Source organism: Bacillus sp. UNC69MF, assembly GCF_000746035.1.
Lineage (GTDB): Bacteria > Bacillota > Bacilli > Bacillales > Bacillaceae > Bacillus > Bacillus velezensis.
Window position 1 is genome coordinate 25,693 of record NZ_KN050798.1, and the last position, 20,898, is coordinate 46,590.

A 20,898-nucleotide genomic window follows, 5' to 3' on the forward strand; every position below is an offset into this window, starting at 1 on the left:
ATTGAATAAAAAAGACGGACAGCAGCTGTTCACAGCATTTTTATATTTCCAGGCTTAACAACGTAACAGTGTTATGTTACAATGCATTCATCGAAGGAGCTGGATTCATGGAGGAACAACTGATTTCTAAAAAAGAATTGCTGGAAGAAACATCAATTTCATACGGGCAGCTGTACCGCTGGAAACGGAAAAATTTAATTCCTGAAGAATGGTTTATCCGAAAATCAACATTTACAGGCCAGGAAACATTTTTTCCGAGAGCGGAAATATTAAAACGCATCTCAAAAATACAGAAAATGAAAGAAAATCTGTCTTTGGATGAAATGAGAGAAATGCTGTCTCCGCAAATGACTGATGTCAATATAACGTCTGCGGAGCTGCTTCAAAAGGGACTGATTTCAAAAGCCGCGCTGCAAGTTTATGGCGAAGACGGCGTGACATTCACGTCCCGCGCGCTGCTGTCTTTATATGTGCTTGAAGGACTTTTGCGATCGGGCAATATCAGCCTTGAGGAAGGAAAATTGGCGGCAGGGGTGCTGAAAACGTATGAGGCTTCCGAACTGAAAGCAAATACGGAGCTTGTCATGCTCCGAAAGCTTGGCGTAACGACGTGCTTCATCGCAGACGCGGAACATATTTTATTTGAACCGACTGTCAAAGTGGTTGAACGGGTGGCGCTTGCTGCGGCATCGGAAGAATTAAAAACGAAATGGATGCAGGAGGACCATCAATGGAAGTAACAGATAAATTAATCATCAACGGTTCAGGAAGTTCAAAAGGAGGCCGTTTTCATACAGTAGAGATCAACGGAAGCGGCACGGTGTCAGGTGATGTGGAGTGCGCGAGCTTTTTGTTTAACGGCAGCGGAAAAACAGACGGACATGTCAAGACGCAAACGCTGACGATCAGCGGTTCGGGGAAAATTTCCGGCAGTGCCGAAGCTGAATCCATCCGTATCAACGGAACGGGTGTCATTAAAGGTGATGTCAAAACGGAGCGGCTGAACGTCGCGGGATTTTCATCTTTCGGCGGCGGTGTGAAAGCTGATGATATTTTCATATCCGGGAAAGCCGGGATTGAAGGCGATTGCGAGACAGAGACGTTCCGTTCGGAAGGCAAATGCAAGATCGGCGGCCTGCTGAATGCCGATGAAGTCAGTATTAAGCTGACGGCGGGAGAGAGCCGAGTGAAAGAAATTGGATGCCGCCATTTGAAAGTGATGAGCAGAAAGAGCGTGCTTACGCGTTTTAAGCTGATGCCGGCCCCGGTGCTGACAGCAGAGCTGATTGAAGGTGACATCATTGAATTGGCGGACACGAACGCGAAGACAGTCCGCGGAAATCATGTACAGATCGGCGCAGGCTGCACCATTGGGACTGTGGAATACAGCGGCGATTTTACATGTGATCCTTCCGCTTTGGTTAACAAAGTCGTGAAACGATAGGAGGAGCTGCGATGGAAACGACAAAAAAATTGAGTCATTTAAAAATGTACGGAGCCGGACACGCCTCCGGCGGTTCCTACCAAAATGTAAGCATTAAAGGGGAAGGAACTGTCGGCGAAGGACTTCAAAGCGAACGCTGCCGGATATTCGGTACGGGACTTTTTCTCGGAGATGCCGAGATCAACAGGCTGAAAATTTTCGGAGAGCATGAAGTTGCAGGAGATTTATCAGCACGTTCAGCAAATGTGATCGGCACATTGAAAGTCGGCGGCTCCGTGCGTTTCGCCACGATGAGGCTGAAAGGACTTGCTGAAATTGGCGGCGGGGCCGCGGGAGAGCAGTGTCATATAAAAGGCAGTCTCACCGTCGGCGGCGATTGCGAGACGGAGCTGCTTCATGTAACAGGATGTATCAATGTGGCGGGATTGTTAAACGCGGGGGACGTAAACATCCATTTGCGTTATGACCGAAGCCGCGTGAAAGAAATCGGCGGCACATCGATCACCGTCAGACGGAAACCCGGTTTTCTTAAACGGAAAGCCGGCACGCTTTCTGCTGAATTGATCGAAGGAGACGCAATTTACCTCGAATACACGGAAGCGGACATCGTCAGAGGAAAGCATGTGGAAATCGGCCCGGGCTGCAAAATCGGAAAAATCGAGTATCAAACAAGCTGCAAATCTCATGAAAAATCAACTGTCCAAGAACATATTCAAATATGAAACATTGTTATGTTGTACAGGAAAGGGTGCTCTTCATAAAGAGCACCCTTTTGCCGTTATTTGTTTTCAGGTTTGCTGTCGTAACCCGCCGTAAAAATGGATACTAAAAAAGTGAGAATGACCCCAAGTAAAATGATCGTTTTCATCATTTCTCCTCCTCTTTGCTTTTCCATTTGATGTCCGAGTCTGGATGAAACTGTATTTCTTTCATTATGAACGGTGCACCGGACCCTTGTCAATGACGGCCTTATAACGTCTTTATTTTTAAGAAACGAAAAGCATGTATTATCACGTCACCGCATAGATTGTAACAAAGTACCTTATTTCTAGTGCATTAACCATGATAGAGGAGGTTCTTATGGATATATTAAAGAAAATTGAAAAGTACAGAGAGGAAGAGCAGCGTCTCAAATGGGAAGGGACGTTCGCTGATTATTTGGAGATCATAAAAGAAAATCCATTGGTCGCGCAGTCTGCTCATTCTCGCGTTTTTAATATGATAAAAGACAGCGGAATCGAGGAGGATGACGGTAAAAAGACATACAGCTTTTTCTCGCGGGAGCTGTTCGGCCTTGAGGAATCTCTGGAACGGCTCGTGGAGGAATACTTTCACCCGGCTGCCAAGCGGCTCGATGTAAGAAAACGGATTTTACTATTGATGGGACCCGTCAGCGGCGGAAAGTCAACTCTTGTCACCATGCTGAAAAAAGGGCTTGAAGCCTACTCATTGACAGACAACGGCGCTGTTTACGCCATTAAAGGCTGCCCGATGCATGAAGATCCTCTCCATCTCATTCCCCATCATCTGCGCGACGACTTCTACAGAGAATACGGCATCAGAATTGAGGGCAGCCTTTCTCCGCTTAATGTCATGCGGCTTGAAGAAGAATACGGCGGCAGAATTGAGGATGTAAAGGTTGAACGTATATTCTTCTCGGAGGATAAACGTACCGGAATCGGAACCTTCAGCCCGTCTGACCCGAAATCACAGGATATCGCCGACTTGACGGGGAGTATTGATTTTTCAACAATTGCCGAATACGGATCAGAATCAGATCCGCGCGCTTATCGGTTTGACGGTGAATTAAATAAAGCGAACCGCGGAATGATGGAGTTTCAGGAAATGCTGAAATGCGATGAAAAATTTCTGTGGCACCTTCTGTCACTCACGCAGGAAGGGAATTTCAAAGCCGGACGGTTTGCGCTCATCTCAGCCGACGAATTGGTTGTTGCGCATACGAACGAAACGGAGTACCGCTCGTTTATTGCCAATAAGAAAAATGAAGCCCTTCACTCCAGGATCATCGTGATGCCTGTTCCTTATAATTTAAAGGTGTCAGAGGAAGAACGGATTTATGAAAAAATGATTTCTGAAAGTGATGTTTCTGACGTACACATCGCCCCCCATACATTAAAAGTGGCCGCGATGTTTTCTATTTTGACCAGGCTGAAGGAACCGAACCGCTCTGATATTGATCTCGTCAAAAAAATGAGGCTCTATGACGGAGAAAGCGTTGAAGGTTACAATTCCGTTGATCTGGAGGATATGAAGAAGGAATTCCATGATGAAGGAATGAGCGGAATTGACCCGCGCTATGTCATCAACCGCATTTCCTCAACAATTATCAGAAAAAATATGGAATCGATCAATTCACTTGATGTGCTGCGTTCCTTAAAAGAAGGACTTGACCAGCATCCGTCCATTTCCGCCGAGGACAAAGAGCGGTATATGAATTTTATTTCCGCCGCCAGGAAAGAGTACGATGACATCGCTAAAAAAGAAGTGCAGAAGGCGTTCGTCTATTCATATGAAGAATCCGCGAAAACTCTCATGGACAATTATTTAGATAATGTGGAAGCGTACTGCAATAAAAATAAGCTCCGCGATCCGCTGACGGGTGAAGAAATGAATCCTGATGAAAAACTGATGAGATCCATTGAAGAGCAGATCGGCATTTCAGAAAACGCGAAAAAAGCGTTCCGCGAAGAAATTTTAATCCGCATATCCGCCTATGCAAGAAAAGGAAAACGCTTTGACTATAATTCGCACGAAAGACTCCGCGAAGCGATTCAGAAAAAGCTGTTCGCAGACTTAAAAGACGTGGTGAAAATTACGACCTCAACCAAAACGCCGGATGAGCAGCAGCTTAAAAAGGTCAATGAGGTAGTGGCAAGGTTAATAGATGAACACGGCTATAATTCGACTAGCGCTAATGAACTGCTGAAATATGTCGGAAGCTTGTTAAACCGCTGATGTTTGATTTCATTGAGAGGCCCGTCTGTAAAAGGACGGGTTCTTTTGTCTGTTTTTCGCAATTGTTTGTCAATTGGAGAGTCCGGCCGGCATAATATAAAAATAAATCTTTTCGCCGGACTTGTTTCATAAACAGGACCAAGCCGGCATACACATGTAAAACGACCATAACGGTTAAGGAGGGGAATTCATGTCCCGTAATGACAGCGGAAATTTTTTGATTTCAGAGGAAGACTGGTCCCTCCATCGCAAAGGCTTTGACGACCAGCAGCGCCACCAAAAGAAAGTACAGGAAGCGATAAAAAACAACCTTCCGGATCTTGTTACTGAGGAAAGCATTATTATGTCCAACGGAAAAGATGTCGTGAAAATCCCGATTCGTTCGCTTGATGAATATAAAATCCGTTATAACTATGATAAAAATAAACATGTCGGCCAAGGCGACGGCGACAGCGAAGTCGGCGATGTCGTCGCAAGAGACGGCGCAGATAAAAAGCAGGGGGCCGGAAAAGGCCAGGGAGCCGGCGATCAGGCAGGCGAGGATTATTATGAAGCGGAAGTTTCATTGATGGATCTGGAAGAAGCGCTGTTTCAGGAATTAGAACTGCCGAATCTGCAGCAAAAGGAAAGGGACAATATCGTCCATACCGATATCGAGTTCAATGATATCCGGAAAACCGGGCTGACAGGGAATATCGATAAGAAAAGGACGATGCTGTCGGCCTATAAACGAAACGCCATGACAGGCAAGCCGTCGTTTTACCCTATTTATCCGGAAGATCTGAGATACAAAACATGGAATGATGTGACGAAGCCGGAATCGAAAGCTGTCGTTTTAGCCATGATGGATACAAGCGGTTCGATGGGCGTATGGGAAAAGTATATGGCGAGGAGCTTCTTTTTTTGGATGACACGATTTTTACGGACAAAGTATGAAACGGTTGATATCGAATTTATCGCCCACCATACGGAAGCGAAGGTTGTGTCGGAAGAAGATTTTTTCTCGAAAGGCGAGAGCGGGGGCACCATCTGTTCCTCCGTTTACCGGAAGTCTCTTGAATTAATTGATGAAAAATATGACCCCGCCCGCTACAATATCTATCCCTTTCATTTTTCAGACGGAGATAACCTGACTTCGGATAACGCCCGGTGCGTAAAGCTCGTCAATGACATCATGAAAAAATCGAACCTGTTCTGTTACGGTGAGGTCAATCAATATAACAGGCATTCCACCCTCATGTCCGCCTATAAAAATGTCAAAGATGATAAATTTAAATACTACATCCTGAAACAGAAATCAGACGTATTTCAAGCGCTGAAAAGCTTTTTTAAAAATGAGGAAGCCGGTGTAAGCAAAGCATCGTATGAAATATAAAGCCGAGTGAAGAATCGTGCGGCCGCGGTTCTTCACCCGGCTTTTTTAAATTAAAAATAAAGAGAAAAAACGGCATAAAAAAAATCCTTAAAAAATGAAACTTTTCTCTTTACAAACCTTCTTTCATTTATTAATATTTTATCTTGTGAACTATTATTAAGGGAATGAGGTGAAAATACGGTGATTGAATCAGAGCTCGCTTTGCTCAGTTTTGAACAACTGTTTGATACTTCCAGATCGATTTACAAAAAGCAGAAAATGATTCTGGAGACAGTTCTTGAACCTTTTGATATTACAGTGCTGCAGTATCTGCTGATGTTCAAAATACATAAGAGCAAAAGCACGCAGCTTTCAAGGCTGGCTTTGTCGCTTGATCTGAAACCGGCGTCTGTCACGAGAATGACCGATATTCTGTATAAGCGCCGCCTAATGGTTCGGAGCGACTATCACGACGACCGGCGTGTTGTTATGATTCAGTTAACCGAAGAGGGGGAAGAACTTCTAAAGAAAGCTGCTGTTCAATATGCCGAAAAAGCGGCGGTCTTATACCGGCAGCTCAATACCGCTGAACTGCAGTACCTGCGCAAGCTTGCGGAAAGTTTAACGAAGCTTGCAAACGGCTGTGCAGTGAAAAACGGAAAATAAAAAAATCCCCACATATTTTTATCATCATTCCACAAAATGATAGAGGAAGAAACGAAAGGAGAAAACAAAATGAACAGAGGACGTTTAATTCTGACCAACATTATCGGTTTGATTGTTGTTCTTGCAATTATAGGCGGAGGTGCTTACTACTATTATCAAAGCACACACTATGTAAAAACCGATGAAGCAAAAGTTGCCGGCGACATGGCTGCTATCACAGCTCCTGCTGCGGGTAAAGTAACTGACTGGAACCTTGATGAGGGGAAAGAAGTAAGCAAAAACGACGTTGTTGCAAAAATCAAAGGACAGCAAAATGCTGACGTAAAAGCCATCATGGATGGAACAATCGTGAAAAACGAAGTGAAAAACGGCCAAATGGTGCAAGCCGGTACGACAATTGCCCAGGAAATTGACATGAAACACCTTTACATCACTGCAAACATTAAAGAAACAGACATTAGAGACATTGAAGTAGGAAACAAAGTAGACGTAATTGTTGACGGCGACCCTAATACAACATTTGACGGAACAGTAGAAGAAATCGGTTATGCGACAAATTCAACATTTGATATGCTGCCTTCTTCAAACTCAAGCGGCAACTACACAAAAGTAACGCAAAAAGTTCCTGTTAAAATTTCACTCAGCAACCCATCTGACAAGGTGCTTCCTGGTATGAACGCATCTGTAAAAATCTCTGAATAATACAGATCAGTCATCAAACCATGAAGGGAGGTTGTCTTAGGTGGCTAAATCAGATAATCAAGTAAAAAGTCCTAAAACATTGCTTATTGTGCTTATGGCCGGGTTATTCCTGGCGATCTTGAACCAAACGCTTCTTAACGTGGCGATGCCGCACTTAATGACCGAGTTCGGTGTGAGTGCGACGACGATTCAGTGGCTTACGACCGGATACATGCTGGTCAACGGTGTTTTGATTCCGTTATCTGCGTTCTTAATTACCCGGTTCGGACAGAGAAGCCTCTTTCTCGTAGCCATGTTCTGTTTTACAGCGGGAACGTTAGTCTGCGGAATCGCGCCTAACTTCTCAACCATGCTGATCGGCCGGTTAATTCAGGCGGTCGGCGGCGGTATCCTGCAGCCGCTGGTCATGACAACCATTCTGCTTATCTTCCCGCCTGAAAGCAGGGGGAAAGGAATGGGGATTTTCGGTCTTGCGATGATGTTTGCTCCGGCGGTCGGACCGACTCTTTCCGGCTGGATCATCGAGCATTACACATGGCGCATTATGTTCTACGGCCTTGTTCCGATCGGGGCAATCGTTATTATCATAGCGTTCTTCCTCTTTAAGAACTTGGTGGAACCGCAAAAAATCAAACTCGACAGCTTGGGTGCGATTCTATCCATTGTCGGATTTGCCTCATTGCTTTACGGAGTCAGTGAAGCGGGCAGCGACGGCTGGGGAGATCCGATCGTGCTGTCTACCGTCATTGTCGGTGTCATCGCGATTGCCGCGTTTGTCATTCAGCAATTGCGCTCTGAAAAACCGATGCTCGACTTCCGGGTATTTAAATATGATATTTTCTCACTTTCCAGTGTGATTAACATCATTATTACCGTTGCGCTTTACACAGGAATGTTCCTGCTTCCGATTTACCTGCAGAACTTAGTCGGCTTTACGGCGCTGCAATCGGGCCTCTTGCTATTGCCGGGCGCGATTGTCATGCTGATCATGTCGCCGATTTCCGGTATTCTGTTTGACAAAATCGGTCCAAGACCGCTTGCGATTATCGGGCTGGTCATCACGGTCGCAACGACATTCCAGTACACAAAATTGACAATTGACACACCTTACACGCACATTATGCTTGTCTATGCCATCCGCGCATTCGGTATGTCACTGTTAATGATGCCTGTTATGACAGCCGGAATGAACCAGCTTCCGGCACGGTTGAACAGCCACGGCACGGCGATGAGCAACACGCTCCGCCAGATCAGCGGTTCAATCGGAACAAGTTTGATCACAACGATTTATACGAACCGTACGACAATGCACTATTCGCAGATTGCGGATAAAACGAGCACGGCTGATCCAAGCTTCATGCAGTCGTTCCAAAGCGCGGTTTCGAATTTAATGGTCAACATGAACATGTCGCTTGATGCGGCGAAACAAACCGTTTATTCTTATCTCTACAAAACAGCTTCACTTAATTCCAACGTTATGGGGATTAATGACGCGTTTATGTGGGCGACGATCTTTGCGGTTATCGGCGTAGTCCTGAGCCTGTTCTTGCGTGACGTACGGAAAGACAAACAGCGGGCGAAGAAAAAAGAGGAGCTGTCATTGCTTCCGGCCCCTAAAGAAGTGAAGGAATCTTAATCATCTGAATGGGAGGTTTCCTGAATGAAAATTTACGTAGTGTACGATAGTGAAGGCGAACATACAAAACACCTTGCTGAAGCCATTGCCGAAGGAGCACGAGAAAACGCTGAGGCTGAAGTCCTGATCGACCATGTCGATCAAGCAGACATCCGCAAGCTGAAAGACATGGATGCCATTATCTGGGGATGCCCGGGACACTTTGGCACCATCAGTTCAGGCTTAAAAGCGTGGATCGACAGACTCGGCTATCTGTGGGCTGAAGGCGAGCTGATTGATAAAGTCGGTGCCGTATTCTGTACGACGGCGACAACACATGGCGGATTAGAAATGACAATGCACAATCTGATCACTCCTATGTTTCACCAAGGCATGATTGTTGTCGGACTTCCCGGCAACGTTCCTGAAAACGCGCTGTACGGCTCTTACTACGGCGCGGGCGTCACATGCCCGGTTGACAGCGATGTGCTGATGACGGAAGAAGGCCTTCAATTAGGCCGTGCGCTTGGCAGACGTGTCAGCCAAGTCACAGGTAATCTAACTGCCGGACGACAGTAAGGAGAGGGTTATATGGCCATTATTATAGCGGTTATTGCTGCTGTCATTGTGATTGCACTTCTTATCACATTCAATGTCCGCAGCACTTCTGCAGGACAGGATGTCAAAGAAGAAAAGAGAGAAGCGATCGGCACTACAGCCGAACAGCCGGAAAAGCATGATCCGGCCGAGGAGCGCTCAGCCGAGCATGCTCCAGTCGTTGTAAAATCTGAATCTCCCCGTGAGAAAAAGAATACAATGGGCGATGATGTGTACCGTCAGGCGCTTCAGAAGTTTAAGACTTCTGAGACGGATCAGGAACCAAACGATCCTGATAGCGGCGGCAAAATGCAGGATAGCAGCTATCGTGATGCGCTGCTCTCCTTAAAAAACAAAAAGAAGTAATTGAAAAGGCAAATCTGCGTAAGAGCGGATTTGTCTTTTTTTATTGAAGATATTGTAATACGTGATGATCTAGTGTACTATGTTACTCATACACTTGATCCGAATGGAGAGAGAAAGAATGACATCGTTTTTAGGTTTGCTGAAAAAAGATGCGAAAGTTTCATGGATTTGGCTCGCGGTGTGGCTTTGCGGCATGATTTGCTGGGCGTTTGCAGCCCACGTCATCGCTGCCCGTCAGAAAGAACCGCTCGTCATTTTCGGCTTTTTTACGGCAATGGGGTTTTTTCAATTTCTTGTAGCGCCGCTTTTTATGTACTATCACCTTCATAAAGAAGGAAAAAATCAGCTGTGGCTTTACAATCCGAATGGAGGATTTTATCTGCTGGCTTCCAAGCTGACGGCCTCACTGCTGTATCAGTTGATCGGGCAGCTGGCGCTGACCGGTTACGGCATTTGGATGTACCGGATGCTTTCTGCAAAAGGAGCGCTGGAACACACCATTCCCCTGGCCGGCACATTAACCGGACTGAATGCTTACCTGCTGATCAGTTCAGCATATTTATCTGTGATCGTGGCCGTCTTTTGGACTGTTTTTCACTCATTAAAACATGTTCCCGTCCTCCGTTGGGTGATCTGCATCGTGCTTGCGTTTGTCTGGACCTATATTGACGATAAAATCATTACGCCTTTCACTTCATCTCAACATGATTTATGGCCGGTAAAAGTGTATGCGGATTTTGATTTTCACTATACAAAATTGACCGGCTGGACGGTGGAGCTGAAGGCCGTCCACATCTCGCTTTTCAGCTTCCTGGCAGTGATCGTGCTTGCGGCGCTCTGTCTCGCACTGGCCTCTATGCTGCTGAATCGAAAGGTTGAGGTGTAATGATGGAGAATGAATTTCAGTCATCCAAGCCGATTTATCTGCAGATTGCCGATCGTGTATATTACCGGCTGATCCGAAGTGAGCTTTCACCGGGGGACAAACTGCCGTCCGTAAGGGAGATGGCCGTACAGATGAAAGTGAATCCGAATACGATACAAAGAACGTACAGTGAAATGGAAAGGCTGGGGATCGTGGAGACGAGAAGAGGACAGGGAACCTTTATAGCGGAAAGGTCCGATCTGAAAGCGGAGCTGAAAGACAGGCTGACTAAAGACGTTTTCAAACGCTTTATTCAGGAAATGGCGGAGCTGGGGCTATCTCCTGAGGAAATGATCGACGGGATCAAACAATATGCGGAGGAAGCAAACGATGAATCTTGATTTTGAACGCGTAACAAAAAAATACGGCCGCAGGCTCGCGGTCAGCGATGTATCATTTTCATTGTCTCCGGGTAAAATCTACGGAATTTTAGGGCCGAACGGAAGCGGTAAATCAACAACGCTTAAAATGCTTGCCGGGCTTGCGTTCCCGACCTCGGGCGCCGTCCGGATCGGAGACTGCGCAGTAAGCAGGAACATGCTGTTTCGTACGGCTTATTTAACCGAACATGATATGTTTTTCGCCCGGACGACCGTCGGTGATATGCTCACATTTTATCATTCGCAATTCCCGGATTTTCAGCTGGAAAAAGCACATAACCTATTAACGGAAATGAATCTTTCAGCGAAGCAGAAGATAAAAGAGCTGTCCAAAGGCAGCCGGGGCAGGCTGAAAATCGTTTTGGCCCTGTCGAGAAAAGCATCCGTCATTCTGCTAGATGAGCCGTTTTCAGGTCTTGATCCGGCGGTCAGAGAATCGATTGTCAACAGTCTCGTATCTTATATTGATTTTGACAGCCAGATCGTCGTCATCGCCACGCATGAGATCGGCGAGATTGAGACGCTGTTAGACGAAGTGATGGTTTTCATAAAAGGGAAAATCGCTGAACGGCGCGAGGTCGAAGAAATTCGGGAACAGGAAGGAATGTCCGTGCTGCAATGGTACAGAAGCGTCATGCAGGCGCACGAAATAGAAGGGGGATTCTAATTGGAAACGGTATTAGAACTGCAACAGGTAAAGAAAACGATAAAAGGACGAACGATTATTCATGATCTGAGCTTCTCCGTCCGGGCGGGCGAAGTGTTTGGGTTTCTAGGGCCGAACGGAGCGGGGAAAACCACTACGATCAGAATGATGGTCGGATTAATGAAACTGTCTCAGGGAGACATCGTAATCTGCGGGGAATCCATTACGAAAAACTATGCAAAAGCGGTCAGGCACGTCGGAGCCATCGTGGAAAACCCGGAGCTGTACAAATTCCTGAGCGGTTATAAAAATTTACAGCAGTACGCAAGGATGGTAAAAGGCGTTACGAAAGAAAAAATAGATGAGGTCATCGAGCTCGTCGGGTTGCAGGACAGAATACATGACAAAGTAAAAACCTACTCTCTCGGAATGAGACAGCGTCTCGGCCTCGCCCAAAGCCTGCTGCATAATCCTAAGGTGCTGATTCTGGATGAACCGACAAACGGCCTTGATCCCGCGGGCATCAGGGAAATCAGGGACCATCTGAAAAAGCTGACACGTGAAAAAGGAATGGCTGTCATCGTCTCAAGCCATCTGCTGTCAGAAATGGAGTTAATGTGCGACCGAATCGGCATTCTGCAAAAAGGGGAGCTTGTCGATATTCAAAAAGTAAGGGATGAAGGAAAAGAGGATAAAGATACATACTTCTTCCATATTGAACAAAGAGAAGAGGCTCTTGCCGTTCTGAGTCAGTTTGACTGTGTGAAGAAGACAAACGGCATTGAGATCAAGCTGTCAAAACAGGAAGTGCCTGATGTGATTTCACTGCTCGTCCGTGAAAACATCCGCTTATATGAAGTGAAAATCATGACAAAATCTTTGGAAGACCGTTTCTTGGAGATTACCGGCGGGACGAAAGAGGAGGTTCAATATGTTTAAGCTGATCTATAATGAATGGATAAAAATTTTCAGCCGCGTCGGCACGTGGGCTATGATTGTAATTTTAGGCGTTTCGATGATCGGTTTTGCGCTTCTGTCAAACCATTTCACCTCGAGCGAAGCCAATCCGAATTGGAAACAGGAGCTCCAGGCCGAAAACAAAGAAATGAAACAGCAGATGAAGGAAACCGGAAACCAGACGCTCATTGATAACCTGAAACAGAATGTCGCGATAAATCAATACCGTATGGATCATAACATCCCTGAGGATACAGGGTACACAGTGTGGTCATACGTAGCTGATTCTTCGATGATGACTGTTTTGACCGGGCTGTTTACGATTATCATTGCCGCAGGCATCGTGGCGAATGAGTTCAACTGGGGGACAATCAAGCTGCTGGCTATCCGTCCGCTCAGCCGTTTTCAGATTTTGCTTTCTAAATATATGACGGTGCTGCTGTTCGGACTGCTGATGCTTGTGATTTTATTTGCCGGCTCCGCTCTGTTGGGATTGGTCTTTTTCGGTACAGGGGGAGATACTGCGGCTGATATTCATCTCGTATACAAAGACGGCCATGTTTTTGAGCAAAATATCATCGCCTTCCTCGCTAAAACATATATCTATGAATCTGTCTCCGCTTTTATGCTTGCGACGATGGCGTTTATGCTGTCTGCGGTATTCCGGAACAGCTCATTAGCGGTCGGATTTTCTATTTTTCTATTGGTTATGGGAAACACGGCGACTGTATTTCTTGCCACGAAATTTGAATGGACCAAATATATTTTATTCGCGAACACGGATTTGTCGCAATATATGAACGGGACTCCTTTAGTAGAGGGGATGACGATGACATTTTCTATTGTGATGCTTGTGATTTACTTCGTTATTTTTCTGGCGCTCGCATTCGGCGTCTTCTTAAAACGCGATATTGCCACCTGATATAAAAAAGCTGTTTTGCCTTTGCAAAACAGCTTTTCGTTTTAGAAGAAAAAAACCCTGCCGGCGTACACCGGCAGGGTTTTTAAACAATTTATGCTTTTGTTACGTTAGCAGCTTGTGGTCCGCGGTTTCCTTCAACGATTTCGAAAGAAACAGATTGGCCTTCTTCTAAAGTTTTGAAGCCTTCGCCTTGAATAGCAGAGAAGTGAACGAATACATCGTCTTGACCTTCTACTTCGATGAATCCGAATCCTTTTTCAGAGTTGAACCATTTTACTTTACCTTCTAACATGAAATTTCCTCCTAAAGCGACATAACGCTTAAATTCACTATTCTTGCTCTAAAACAAACTTCCAAGACGAAAACTCTTACAAAACTTTCTTCTTAAAGATAGTTCGAACAAAAATAATTACCTTTACTCTACCAGTAATTCGAAGAAAAAACAACTGCTAAATGTAACTTTTTTCGAAATAACATGTTTTAAGAGGGGAACGCTCTGATACGGAAATCAGATTTGAGACTAGAACAGCCCATTTTCAGCTGATAAAAACCGCTTTGCAGCCTCTTAAGGAAGCAATTGACAACCCTTTTTTTAATCGGTATTGTATGTAATCATGAGCCCGAATACCATGGTGCAGCTTCTGTACATAAAAATAGATAGGGAGTAGGTCAACTTGAATCTGCGGCTTATAAACAGTCTGTTTCTTTTCATTTTGATCATGTCACTTACTTCATGCCATTATCCTGACGGGAACCGGACAATTACTATCGGAATCAATGGATCTGATCAATCGATCTGGGAGTTTGTCGCGAAAAAAGCCGGTGAGGAAGGATTGCAGCTTTCTTTGGTAATGTTTTCGGATTATGCCGAGGCCGATTTGGCACTTGCGGGCGGGGATCTCGATGCCAATGCGTTTCAATCCGTTTCTTATTTTCAATCTTTGCCGCCTCATGTGAAAAAGAAGCTGGCTCCTTTAGGAACGACATATGCGGCATCGCTGGGGGTGTATTCCAAGCAACATAAACGGCTGGAGGATATACCGGACGGAGCGGTCATTGCCGTGCCTGGTGAAGCGGCGGCCTTCGGCAGGGCGCTTTTTCTCATGCAGGAGGCCGGACTGATGACATTGAAAAAGGGATTCACCGGTACGGGTTCAACTGATATGATCAAGGACAACCCGAAGCATCTGACCTTAAAAACGGAAACAAAAAAGAACGCATATCAGGCGGCGGAACATGCTGACGCAGCAGTTCTCAGTCAAAGCGAGGCGAAAAGAGCAGGATTTCATGCGGAGAAGGACGCGCTGATCCGATCGGCGCAAATGAAGGAAGCGTATATTCATCTGGTCGCCGTCAGGGCTGAGGATAAAGATGATGAACGGATGCAAAAACTCCTGTCTTTGTATCAATCAGATGATACCGCGGCGTTTATTGAAAAAGAATATGAGGGCAGCCTGATTCCTGTTTTCCTGAGGGGCGGCTTTCTCACTGAAAAGAAAGAATGATTTCCTCTTCGGGCGATCATTCTTTTTTTTCAGTGCTGCACACTTGATTGCGCCCTGATGTTTTCGCTTTGTACAGCATCCGGTCCGCGATCAGGGGCAATGTCTGAGGATCCGATGTATTTGTCGGATAATGCGCGATGCCGAGGGAAACGGTCACGGGAATTGTATCTCCGCTCGTCAGCAGAATCGGGTTCGCGTCAATCGTGTGCCTGATTTCTTCTGCGAGGTGAAGCCCTTTTGTATACGTGCAATTGGGCATAAGCACGGCAAATTCTTCCCCGCCGATGCGGGCTGACGGATCAGAACTGCTGAGTAAGAACCTCAGGCGCGCCCCCAGTTCCTTCAGCACTTGGTCCCCTTCATAATGGCCGTATTGGTCATTGATCTGCTTAAAGTGATCAATATCCAAATAAATAAGCGCGAGCTGAGACGAGGGGGATTGAGACGCCCGATCGTACAGAACGCGCGAGACTTCCTCGAATTTTCTCTTATTAAAAATCCCCGTCAGAAAATCATAATTCGCTTGAAACTTGTATTGCTTGAACAAAAGGCGGGCATCGGCTTCGTGTTTAATGATATACAGCGACAGCATTCCGCCCAAGGTAGAAATGAGCCAAAAATAAACGAGGGCCCCGGCAGGCTGTTCAGGCATAAGTAACAGCAGCGTCAGGGTGATAATAACATTTGAAAAGAGCAGCATAACGAACGCATTTTTGTGATTCGGCTTTTTTCCTCTGAATACGGCCACAGAAAGTATCGCAATCATGCCGACTGCGGCGATAGAATAAATGGCGCTGGCATTGAAATTGATCAGGATACGGCCTGCCACGATAATGATAAAGGCAGCTGCTGTAGACACCCAGCCTCCGTAAAGAGCGGCGATGATAATGGGGATATTTCTGAGATCAATGATGGAATCGGAGTAAGAAAAGCCGAAAGCAATCAGAAAAACCCCTAAAAGCCCGCAGACCGTCCCCTTCAGTAATTGAAACATCGGACGGTCTTCTTTATGTGAAAGCGACTCTTTAAAAAGAACGGTGAAGAGATAATTAAATGTGATTAAAATCGTCAAATTAAGAAACAGTTCCTTCAGCATAACAATCACCCTTATATAAGTTACTAAAGAAAGGATGGAAAGAAAAGAGAAAAATCAATAAAAATACATATATTGTCAATTCTTACTTGACCGATCGGAATTGATGTAATATAGTGTTTAAGGATAATGAGCAAGGGAGTGTTTACCTGTTTTGGAGAATTTATTTGTAATCTTACATGTTTTTATTTTGTTTTTGTTTATAGCAGGTCTGTTTGTGATGCAAAAAAAACACGTTTCCTTTTCTAAACGTGTCTTTACCGCACTCGGATTAGGCATTGTATTCGGTTTTGCGCTGCAATTGATTTACGGGCCGGCCTCACATGTCGTGACACAAACGGCCGATTGGTTTAATATCGCCGGCGGCGGTTATGTCAAATTGCTTCAGATGATCGTCATGCCGCTAGTCTTTATTTCTATTCTCGGCGCATTTACGAAGCTGAAACTGACCCATAACATCGGGAAAATCAGCGGACTGATCATCGGAATTTTGATTGCTACGACAGCAATTGCCGCGGCAGTCGGAATTGTTTCGGCGCTTTCCTTTGATCTGAAAGCCGTTCATATCGACCAGGGGAGCACTGAGTTATCAAGGGGTCAGGAGCTGCAGCAAAAATCTGAGGATATGACGGCCAAAACGCTGCCTCAGCAAATCGTTGAGCTTCTGCCGGGGAATCCGTTTCTTGATTTCACGGGAGCCAGACCGACTTCCACCATCGGAGTCGTTATTTTCGCCGCTTTCCTCGGCATCGCTTTTCTGGGCGTGAAACGGAAGCAGCCGGAGCACGCAGCGACATTCAGCGGAATTGTCGATGCGGTTTACGCGATTATTATGCGCGTCGTGACATTAATTTTAAGACTGACGCCTTACGGGGTATTGGCGATTATGACCAAAACGATCGCGACAAGCGACATCGACAGCATTGCGAAACTGGGGATGTTTGTGATCGCTTCATACGCCGCGCTTATCGCCATGTTTATCATTCACTTGCTGCTGATCACGTTCAGCGGTTTAAATCCGATCACATACGTGAAAAAAGCATTTCCGGTTATGGTGTTTGCGTTTACGTCCCGTTCAAGCGCAGGGGCTTTGCCGCTCAATATTAAAACACAAAAAAGCATGGGCGTACCGGAAGGCATTGCAAACTTCGCCGGTTCATTCGGCTTATCGATCGGTCAAAACGGCTGTGCCGGCATTTATCCGGCGATGCTCGCGATGATGATTGCGCCGACAGTGGGGCAAAACCCGTTTGAACCGGGATTTATCATTTCCGTCATCGCCATCGTGGCAATCAGTTCATTCGGTGTAGCAGGCGTGGGAGGCGGCGCGACATTTGCGGCTCTGCTCGTCCTATCCGCTTTGAACATGCCTGTGGCGCTTGCCGGACTGCTCATTTCAATTGAGCCGTTAATTGACATGGGGCGCACCGCCTTAAATGTCAGCGGCAGTATGACCGCAGGGCTGTTAACAAGTAAAATGACGAAGGAAACCGATACCGCGGTGTACAATGATTCCACAATCGTCATTGAAACTGAAGAAGCTTAATAAAAAAGCAGATAGCACTAAAACGAAAAATCCTTCATCGTTGAACGAATGAAGGATTTTTTTTCGTTTCTAATGATTTCCGGGTTCAATTTCTTCCAGCATATTCATCACGGTGCTGTCATTTAAAACATTCACCGCGCTTTCTTCAAAGTGAATCGGCTCGGTATAGTGAGGCTTCGGCGAAGTTTCTTTACTGCGGCTGCGGTCTGCCTGTCCGTCCGTATGGGATGAGCCGGCGTGATTGCGGGAAGTCTGCTCATGCTGCTGTCCGCCGGATTCCCCGCCGAACGCCTGTTTGATCAGCTCGGCAGGCTGCAATGAGCCGGTTTGTGAATGCCGGGCTTTGTCTGCGTGCTGCCTTCCGCCGGATTCGCCGCCGAACGCCTGTTTGATCAGCTCGGCAGGCTGCGTGGAGCCGGTTTGTGAATGCCGCGCTTTGTCTTTGTGCTGCTGTCCGCCGGATTCCCCGCCGAAAGCTTGTTGAATCAGGTCAGCAGGCTGCATGGAGTGTGTACCATCTTTATGCTGCATTCGGCCTGAAACCATTCCGGAGATTTTCCGGCGGATTTCGGGTGATAAAGCTGCAATCAGAATCGATGATCCGATCAGCAGCGCTGTCGGGCTGATGCCGCTTTTTTTTCTGAACAAGTTAAATCCCTCCTCATTCAATTGATTACGCTTACCTTTCCCTTTCCTTCTGATATTTATCCAAACCGCTCAGAATGCAAACGGCGTGCATAAATCCCGCCGAATAGAAAAACCTATACGTAAAGTGAGAAAGGAGGAATTCACATGATAAAAAAGCAAGCAGTTATCTCTGCCCTTCTTCTGCCGATGCTGATTACCGCAGGGTGCAGTATGGGGAACCAAGGAGAAGGAAAACGAAATGACAACCGCACCCAGAATGTAAATTACCGCAACACGCCTAACGACGGTGCGACAAATATGAATACAGTGAACCGTCATAATCAAAACACCGATCACAATGACAATCGTAACCTGAGAGTGGCTGATAAAGCCGCCGACAAGGTGACTGATTTAAAAGAGGTTAAAAATGCGACTGTGATCGTTGCCGGAAACAGCGCATATGTTGCCGTTGTTTTGACAAACGGGCAAAAAGGCGCCATCGCCAACCATTTAAAAAATAAGATTACCGATAAGGTGAAATCAGCCGATAAACATGTCCGGACTGTATATGTATCAGCGAACCCGGACTTCGTTGAACGCATGCAAGGCTACGGAAAACGAATCCAAAACGGACATCCTGTATCCGGTCTGTTTGATGAATTCGGCCAAATGGTGCAGCGTGTATTCCCAAACCCCAATAAATAAATGAATGGAAAAGCCGCATTTGCTGCGGCTTTTTTATTTTATCTGCCGTCACGACCCAGCGCTCCTGAGCATAAAGTAAAGAATGAGATGAAAATGAAAGGATCGGGGAGGGGAGCTTGTTTGCGTGACGGCATGGGGAAACGGGCGGCATTCACTCTGATCCTGTGCGGAGTCCTTGTCATATTGGCTGTCAGTTCAGCCGTTTCAGTAAGTATGATGTACGTCCTGTCAGGCCAAAACAGCCGCTCTGTTCCGACGAAGGAACAAGTGACTGAACACATGAATAAAGAAATTTACAAACATACAGCGATTTACTATACGGCGGATGAAAAGCCGCTCTTGGATCTGACCAAGCTTGCGCTGGACCACGCAAAGCGTATCAATCAAATCATTGTCGGCTATAAAGGTGCAGCGCCACTTGAACTCATTTTCTTTTCAGATGAAGCTGAAATGGAGCAATATTCAGGATTGAAAAATGTAGTCGGTTTTTATTCAGAACAGGAGCAGATGATGGGGCTTTTGCCTGAAGAGAAAAAACAGCTTTTGAAAAAAGATGAGCTGGCCGTTTTCATGTATAAGCAATTGATTATACATGAATATACACACTACGCGTTTCATCAAAAAACGCGGCAATTGGGGACGGATACGTCTGTATTTCCGCTTTGGTTTCATGAGGGGCTGAGCGAGTGGGTCGCGCATTATGATGTAGTCATTGATCCGATTGCATTTTCCGTCGTGCCGTTTGATCAATTAACGACCGACCGAAAATGGCAGAAATCGCGTATGGAATATGAAACAGATGTCTATTTGCAAAGCTTCTATATGATAAAGGACTTAACCGAAACATTCGGAGAAGGCATTATCTTAACCATTATCAACAAAACCGCCGAAACACAGGATTTTGAAAAAGGCTTTGAAGCGGCTACGAAAGAAAGCCTGAAACGATTTGAACATGATTTCACAAAAGCATATGAAAAAAAGAAAACGGCATTGGAGAGTCAGGTTTCCAACGCCGTTTTTTAATCAATGGAGGTTTTGCTGCTGCTGTCCCATTTGTCCTTTAATCGGAGGCATTTGCGGCTGTCCCTGGGCCGGCGCAAATGAATTCAGCATGGTCTGCATATCTTGTGCATTGAGCTGAGGAACCTGATAATAACCGTGTTTGTTTTGGTATAAGAAGATTTCATACGCCATTTCGACATATTGCTGAATTTGGGCGGAGAGCACTCTTCTAGTGACGGGATTGGTCATTTCAAGCGAGCTCATCGTCAAGAGAGAAGCTTGAGCTTTAATCAGGCCGAGCATATGGCCGCTGATCCCGAGATCTTTGACATCATTTAATGATTGATTCGGTTTTTTCGGCTGAGTCGGTTTTATACCGTAGACGGCCTGGTTCTGTTCCTTCATCATATATGTCGACGTTTCCTGAGAAGGCTTTTGGCCGGTCTTAAAGCATTCTGCCGTCAGATTATAGAGTCCGAGAATGAATTGATACTGGCGGTCAAGGATGTCGGCCAGCTGCTGATCCTGTATAAACTGTCTGAGCATCATAAATTGATCCAAAACGCCGACTGTTCCGGCCAGCACTTCATGCATATCGAAAAGCTCATGTCCTCCGTGATTCACTTGCGGTGAACCCGGGATCCCTTGATTTACTGGCGGCTGCTGCTGATTCTGCTGCTGTTCCACTGGTTGTTTTCCTCCTTCATGTCAAATCATCATTAAGATGTGAAAAAAGCCGATCCGTTATACATCAAGACCTGTTTCGTTACGTGGGGATTATTTACTATTTTGCGCCAGTGAAGACAATCTTTACAAAAAAGTGATGTGATTTTTAAGAAAATAAGCTAACGTATTTCTTAGAAGACAGGG

Annotated in this window: 23 protein-coding genes; 19 read left to right on the forward strand and 4 right to left on the reverse strand. The window is 45.8% G+C overall.

Going from position 1 to position 20,898, the window contains the following annotated elements; all coding sequences use genetic code 11:
- Positions 1 to 107: 107 nt before the first annotated feature.
- The 15 genes from BR62_RS0112325 to BR62_RS0112395 all read left to right on the forward strand — a co-directional run bounded on the left by BR62_RS0112325 (position 108) and on the right by BR62_RS0112395 (position 13,550).
- Positions 108 to 740: a YhbD family protein gene (locus BR62_RS0112325; RefSeq protein WP_007408428.1), complete on the forward strand. Its 633-nt coding sequence runs from the start codon at positions 108 to 110 to the stop codon at positions 738 to 740.
- Positions 731 to 1,444 carry a polymer-forming cytoskeletal protein gene (locus BR62_RS0112330; RefSeq protein ID WP_007408429.1) on the forward strand — a complete coding sequence of 238 codons (714 nt, stop codon included), beginning with the start codon at positions 731 to 733 and terminating at the stop codon, positions 1,442 to 1,444. The genes BR62_RS0112325 and BR62_RS0112330 overlap by 10 nt, the downstream gene beginning before the upstream one ends.
- Positions 1,445 to 1,455: 11 nt before the next feature.
- Positions 1,456 to 2,166 carry a hypothetical protein gene (locus BR62_RS0112335; RefSeq protein ID WP_032871052.1) on the forward strand — a complete coding sequence of 237 codons (711 nt, stop codon included), beginning with the start codon at positions 1,456 to 1,458 and terminating at the stop codon, positions 2,164 to 2,166.
- Positions 2,167 to 2,524: 358 nt separating this feature from the next.
- Complete coding sequence (gene prkA, locus BR62_RS0112340; protein ID WP_003155391.1) at positions 2,525 to 4,420, forward strand: serine/threonine protein kinase PrkA; 1,896 nt, start codon at positions 2,525 to 2,527, stop codon at positions 4,418 to 4,420.
- 190 nt (positions 4,421 to 4,610) lie between these two features.
- Entirely contained in the window at positions 4,611 to 5,795 is a 1,185-nt protein-coding gene (yhbH, locus tag BR62_RS0112345) for a sporulation protein YhbH (RefSeq protein ID WP_032871054.1), read from the forward strand.
- Between the two features lie 180 nt (positions 5,796 to 5,975).
- Positions 5,976 to 6,440, forward strand: coding sequence for a MarR family transcriptional regulator (locus tag BR62_RS0112350; RefSeq protein WP_003155389.1), 465 nt, complete (start codon positions 5,976 to 5,978; stop codon positions 6,438 to 6,440).
- Between the two features lie 36 nt (positions 6,441 to 6,476).
- Positions 6,477 to 7,142 (forward strand): HlyD family secretion protein, encoded by a 666-nt coding sequence (locus tag BR62_RS0112355; RefSeq protein WP_007610259.1) that lies wholly within the window; start codon positions 6,477 to 6,479, stop codon positions 7,140 to 7,142.
- A gap of 40 nt (positions 7,143 to 7,182) precedes the next feature.
- Complete coding sequence (locus BR62_RS0112360; RefSeq protein ID WP_003155387.1) at positions 7,183 to 8,778, forward strand: MFS transporter; 1,596 nt, start codon at positions 7,183 to 7,185, stop codon at positions 8,776 to 8,778.
- Between the two features lie 24 nt (positions 8,779 to 8,802).
- Positions 8,803 to 9,336 carry an NAD(P)H-dependent oxidoreductase gene (locus BR62_RS0112365; RefSeq protein ID WP_003155386.1) on the forward strand — a complete coding sequence of 178 codons (534 nt, stop codon included), beginning with the start codon at positions 8,803 to 8,805 and terminating at the stop codon, positions 9,334 to 9,336.
- A gap of 12 nt (positions 9,337 to 9,348) precedes the next feature.
- Positions 9,349 to 9,720 carry a hypothetical protein gene (locus BR62_RS0112370; RefSeq protein ID WP_003155385.1) on the forward strand — a complete coding sequence of 124 codons (372 nt, stop codon included), beginning with the start codon at positions 9,349 to 9,351 and terminating at the stop codon, positions 9,718 to 9,720.
- A 118-nt stretch (positions 9,721 to 9,838) separates the two neighbouring features.
- Positions 9,839 to 10,606, forward strand: coding sequence for a hypothetical protein (locus tag BR62_RS0112375; protein ID WP_012117148.1), 768 nt, complete (start codon positions 9,839 to 9,841; stop codon positions 10,604 to 10,606).
- Positions 10,607 to 10,608: 2 nt separating this feature from the next.
- Entirely contained in the window at positions 10,609 to 10,986 is a 378-nt protein-coding gene (locus BR62_RS0112380) for a GntR family transcriptional regulator (RefSeq protein WP_012117149.1), read from the forward strand.
- Positions 10,976 to 11,692: an ATP-binding cassette domain-containing protein gene (locus BR62_RS0112385; RefSeq protein WP_025284469.1), complete on the forward strand. Its 717-nt coding sequence runs from the start codon at positions 10,976 to 10,978 to the stop codon at positions 11,690 to 11,692. Before BR62_RS0112380 ends, BR62_RS0112385 begins: the two co-directional genes overlap by 11 nt.
- Complete coding sequence (locus tag BR62_RS0112390) at positions 11,693 to 12,610, forward strand: ABC transporter ATP-binding protein (protein WP_012117151.1); 918 nt, start codon at positions 11,693 to 11,695, stop codon at positions 12,608 to 12,610.
- On the forward strand, positions 12,603 to 13,550 hold the full coding sequence (locus BR62_RS0112395; protein ID WP_032871056.1) for an ABC transporter permease: 948 nt from the start codon (positions 12,603 to 12,605) through the stop codon (positions 13,548 to 13,550). The genes BR62_RS0112390 and BR62_RS0112395 overlap by 8 nt, the downstream gene beginning before the upstream one ends.
- A 91-nt stretch (positions 13,551 to 13,641) precedes the next feature.
- On the opposite strand, the gene cspB is transcribed toward BR62_RS0112395, so the two are convergent.
- Complete coding sequence (gene cspB, locus BR62_RS0112400; protein ID WP_003155376.1) at positions 13,642 to 13,842, reverse strand: cold shock-like protein CspB; 201 nt, start codon at positions 13,840 to 13,842, stop codon at positions 13,642 to 13,644.
- Between the two features lie 382 nt (positions 13,843 to 14,224).
- Here cspB and BR62_RS0112405 point away from each other — a divergent pair, with 382 nt between their 5' ends.
- Positions 14,225 to 15,055 carry a MetQ/NlpA family ABC transporter substrate-binding protein gene (locus tag BR62_RS0112405; RefSeq protein WP_020955557.1) on the forward strand — a complete coding sequence of 277 codons (831 nt, stop codon included), beginning with the start codon at positions 14,225 to 14,227 and terminating at the stop codon, positions 15,053 to 15,055.
- Positions 15,056 to 15,071: 16 nt separating this feature from the next.
- Here BR62_RS0112405 and BR62_RS0112410 read toward each other — a convergent pair whose 3' ends face one another.
- Complete coding sequence (locus tag BR62_RS0112410; RefSeq protein WP_015239460.1) at positions 15,072 to 16,151, reverse strand: GGDEF domain-containing protein; 1,080 nt, start codon at positions 16,149 to 16,151, stop codon at positions 15,072 to 15,074.
- Positions 16,152 to 16,302: 151 nt separating this feature from the next.
- Here BR62_RS0112410 and BR62_RS0112415 point away from each other — a divergent pair, with 151 nt between their 5' ends.
- The gene (locus tag BR62_RS0112415) at positions 16,303 to 17,694 is read left to right on the forward strand and encodes an L-cystine transporter (protein ID WP_015239461.1); all 1,392 of its coding nucleotides are present in this window, start codon (positions 16,303 to 16,305) and stop codon (positions 17,692 to 17,694) included.
- A 69-nt stretch (positions 17,695 to 17,763) separates the two neighbouring features.
- Here BR62_RS0112415 and BR62_RS0112420 read toward each other — a convergent pair whose 3' ends face one another.
- Positions 17,764 to 18,342 carry a hypothetical protein gene (locus BR62_RS0112420; protein WP_032871060.1) on the reverse strand — a complete coding sequence of 193 codons (579 nt, stop codon included), beginning with the start codon at positions 18,340 to 18,342 and terminating at the stop codon, positions 17,764 to 17,766.
- Positions 18,343 to 18,486: 144 nt separating this feature from the next.
- Between BR62_RS0112420 and BR62_RS0112425 the strand changes: the two genes are divergently transcribed.
- Both BR62_RS0112425 and BR62_RS0112430 read left to right on the forward strand, forming a co-directional pair.
- The gene (locus BR62_RS0112425; protein WP_003155362.1) at positions 18,487 to 19,026 is read left to right on the forward strand and encodes a YhcN/YlaJ family sporulation lipoprotein; all 540 of its coding nucleotides are present in this window, start codon (positions 18,487 to 18,489) and stop codon (positions 19,024 to 19,026) included.
- Between the two features lie 120 nt (positions 19,027 to 19,146).
- Positions 19,147 to 20,049, forward strand: a complete 903-nt coding sequence (locus BR62_RS0112430; protein ID WP_007408444.1) for a hypothetical protein — start codon at positions 19,147 to 19,149, stop codon at positions 20,047 to 20,049.
- Here BR62_RS0112430 and BR62_RS0112435 read toward each other — a convergent pair whose 3' ends face one another.
- Positions 20,050 to 20,715 (reverse strand): spore coat protein, encoded by a 666-nt coding sequence (locus BR62_RS0112435; RefSeq protein WP_007408445.1) that lies wholly within the window; start codon positions 20,713 to 20,715, stop codon positions 20,050 to 20,052.
- Positions 20,716 to 20,898: the final 183 nt, after the last annotated feature.

What these genes read in the sequence shown, in the direction of transcription:
- BR62_RS0112370 (WP_003155385.1), top strand. Translation starts at nt 9,349, where the DNA reads ATGGCCATTATTATAGCGGTTATTGCTGCTGTCATTGTGATTGCACTT.
- BR62_RS0112395 (WP_032871056.1), top strand. Translation starts at nt 12,603, where the DNA reads ATGTTTAAGCTGATCTATAATGAATGGATAAAAATTTTCAGCCGCGTC.
- BR62_RS0112335 (WP_032871052.1), top strand. Translation starts at nt 1,456, where the DNA reads ATGGAAACGACAAAAAAATTGAGTCATTTAAAAATGTACGGAGCCGGA.
- yhbH (WP_032871054.1), top strand. Translation starts at nt 4,611, where the DNA reads ATGTCCCGTAATGACAGCGGAAATTTTTTGATTTCAGAGGAAGACTGG.
- BR62_RS0112380 (WP_012117149.1), top strand. Translation starts at nt 10,609, where the DNA reads ATGGAGAATGAATTTCAGTCATCCAAGCCGATTTATCTGCAGATTGCC.
- prkA (WP_003155391.1), top strand. Translation starts at nt 2,525, where the DNA reads ATGGATATATTAAAGAAAATTGAAAAGTACAGAGAGGAAGAGCAGCGT.
- BR62_RS0112325 (WP_007408428.1), top strand. Translation starts at nt 108, where the DNA reads ATGGAGGAACAACTGATTTCTAAAAAAGAATTGCTGGAAGAAACATCA.
- BR62_RS0112425 (WP_003155362.1), top strand. Translation starts at nt 18,487, where the DNA reads ATGATAAAAAAGCAAGCAGTTATCTCTGCCCTTCTTCTGCCGATGCTG.
- cspB (WP_003155376.1), bottom strand. Translation starts at nt 13,842, where the DNA reads ATGTTAGAAGGTAAAGTAAAATGGTTCAACTCTGAAAAAGGATTCGGA.
- BR62_RS0112365 (WP_003155386.1), top strand. Translation starts at nt 8,803, where the DNA reads ATGAAAATTTACGTAGTGTACGATAGTGAAGGCGAACATACAAAACAC.
- BR62_RS0112410 (WP_015239460.1), bottom strand. Translation starts at nt 16,151, where the DNA reads ATGCTGAAGGAACTGTTTCTTAATTTGACGATTTTAATCACATTTAAT.
- BR62_RS0112330 (WP_007408429.1), top strand. Translation starts at nt 731, where the DNA reads ATGGAAGTAACAGATAAATTAATCATCAACGGTTCAGGAAGTTCAAAA.
- BR62_RS0112385 (WP_025284469.1), top strand. Translation starts at nt 10,976, where the DNA reads ATGAATCTTGATTTTGAACGCGTAACAAAAAAATACGGCCGCAGGCTC.
- BR62_RS0112355 (WP_007610259.1), top strand. Translation starts at nt 6,477, where the DNA reads ATGATAGAGGAAGAAACGAAAGGAGAAAACAAAATGAACAGAGGACGT.
- BR62_RS0112375 (WP_012117148.1), top strand. Translation starts at nt 9,839, where the DNA reads ATGACATCGTTTTTAGGTTTGCTGAAAAAAGATGCGAAAGTTTCATGG.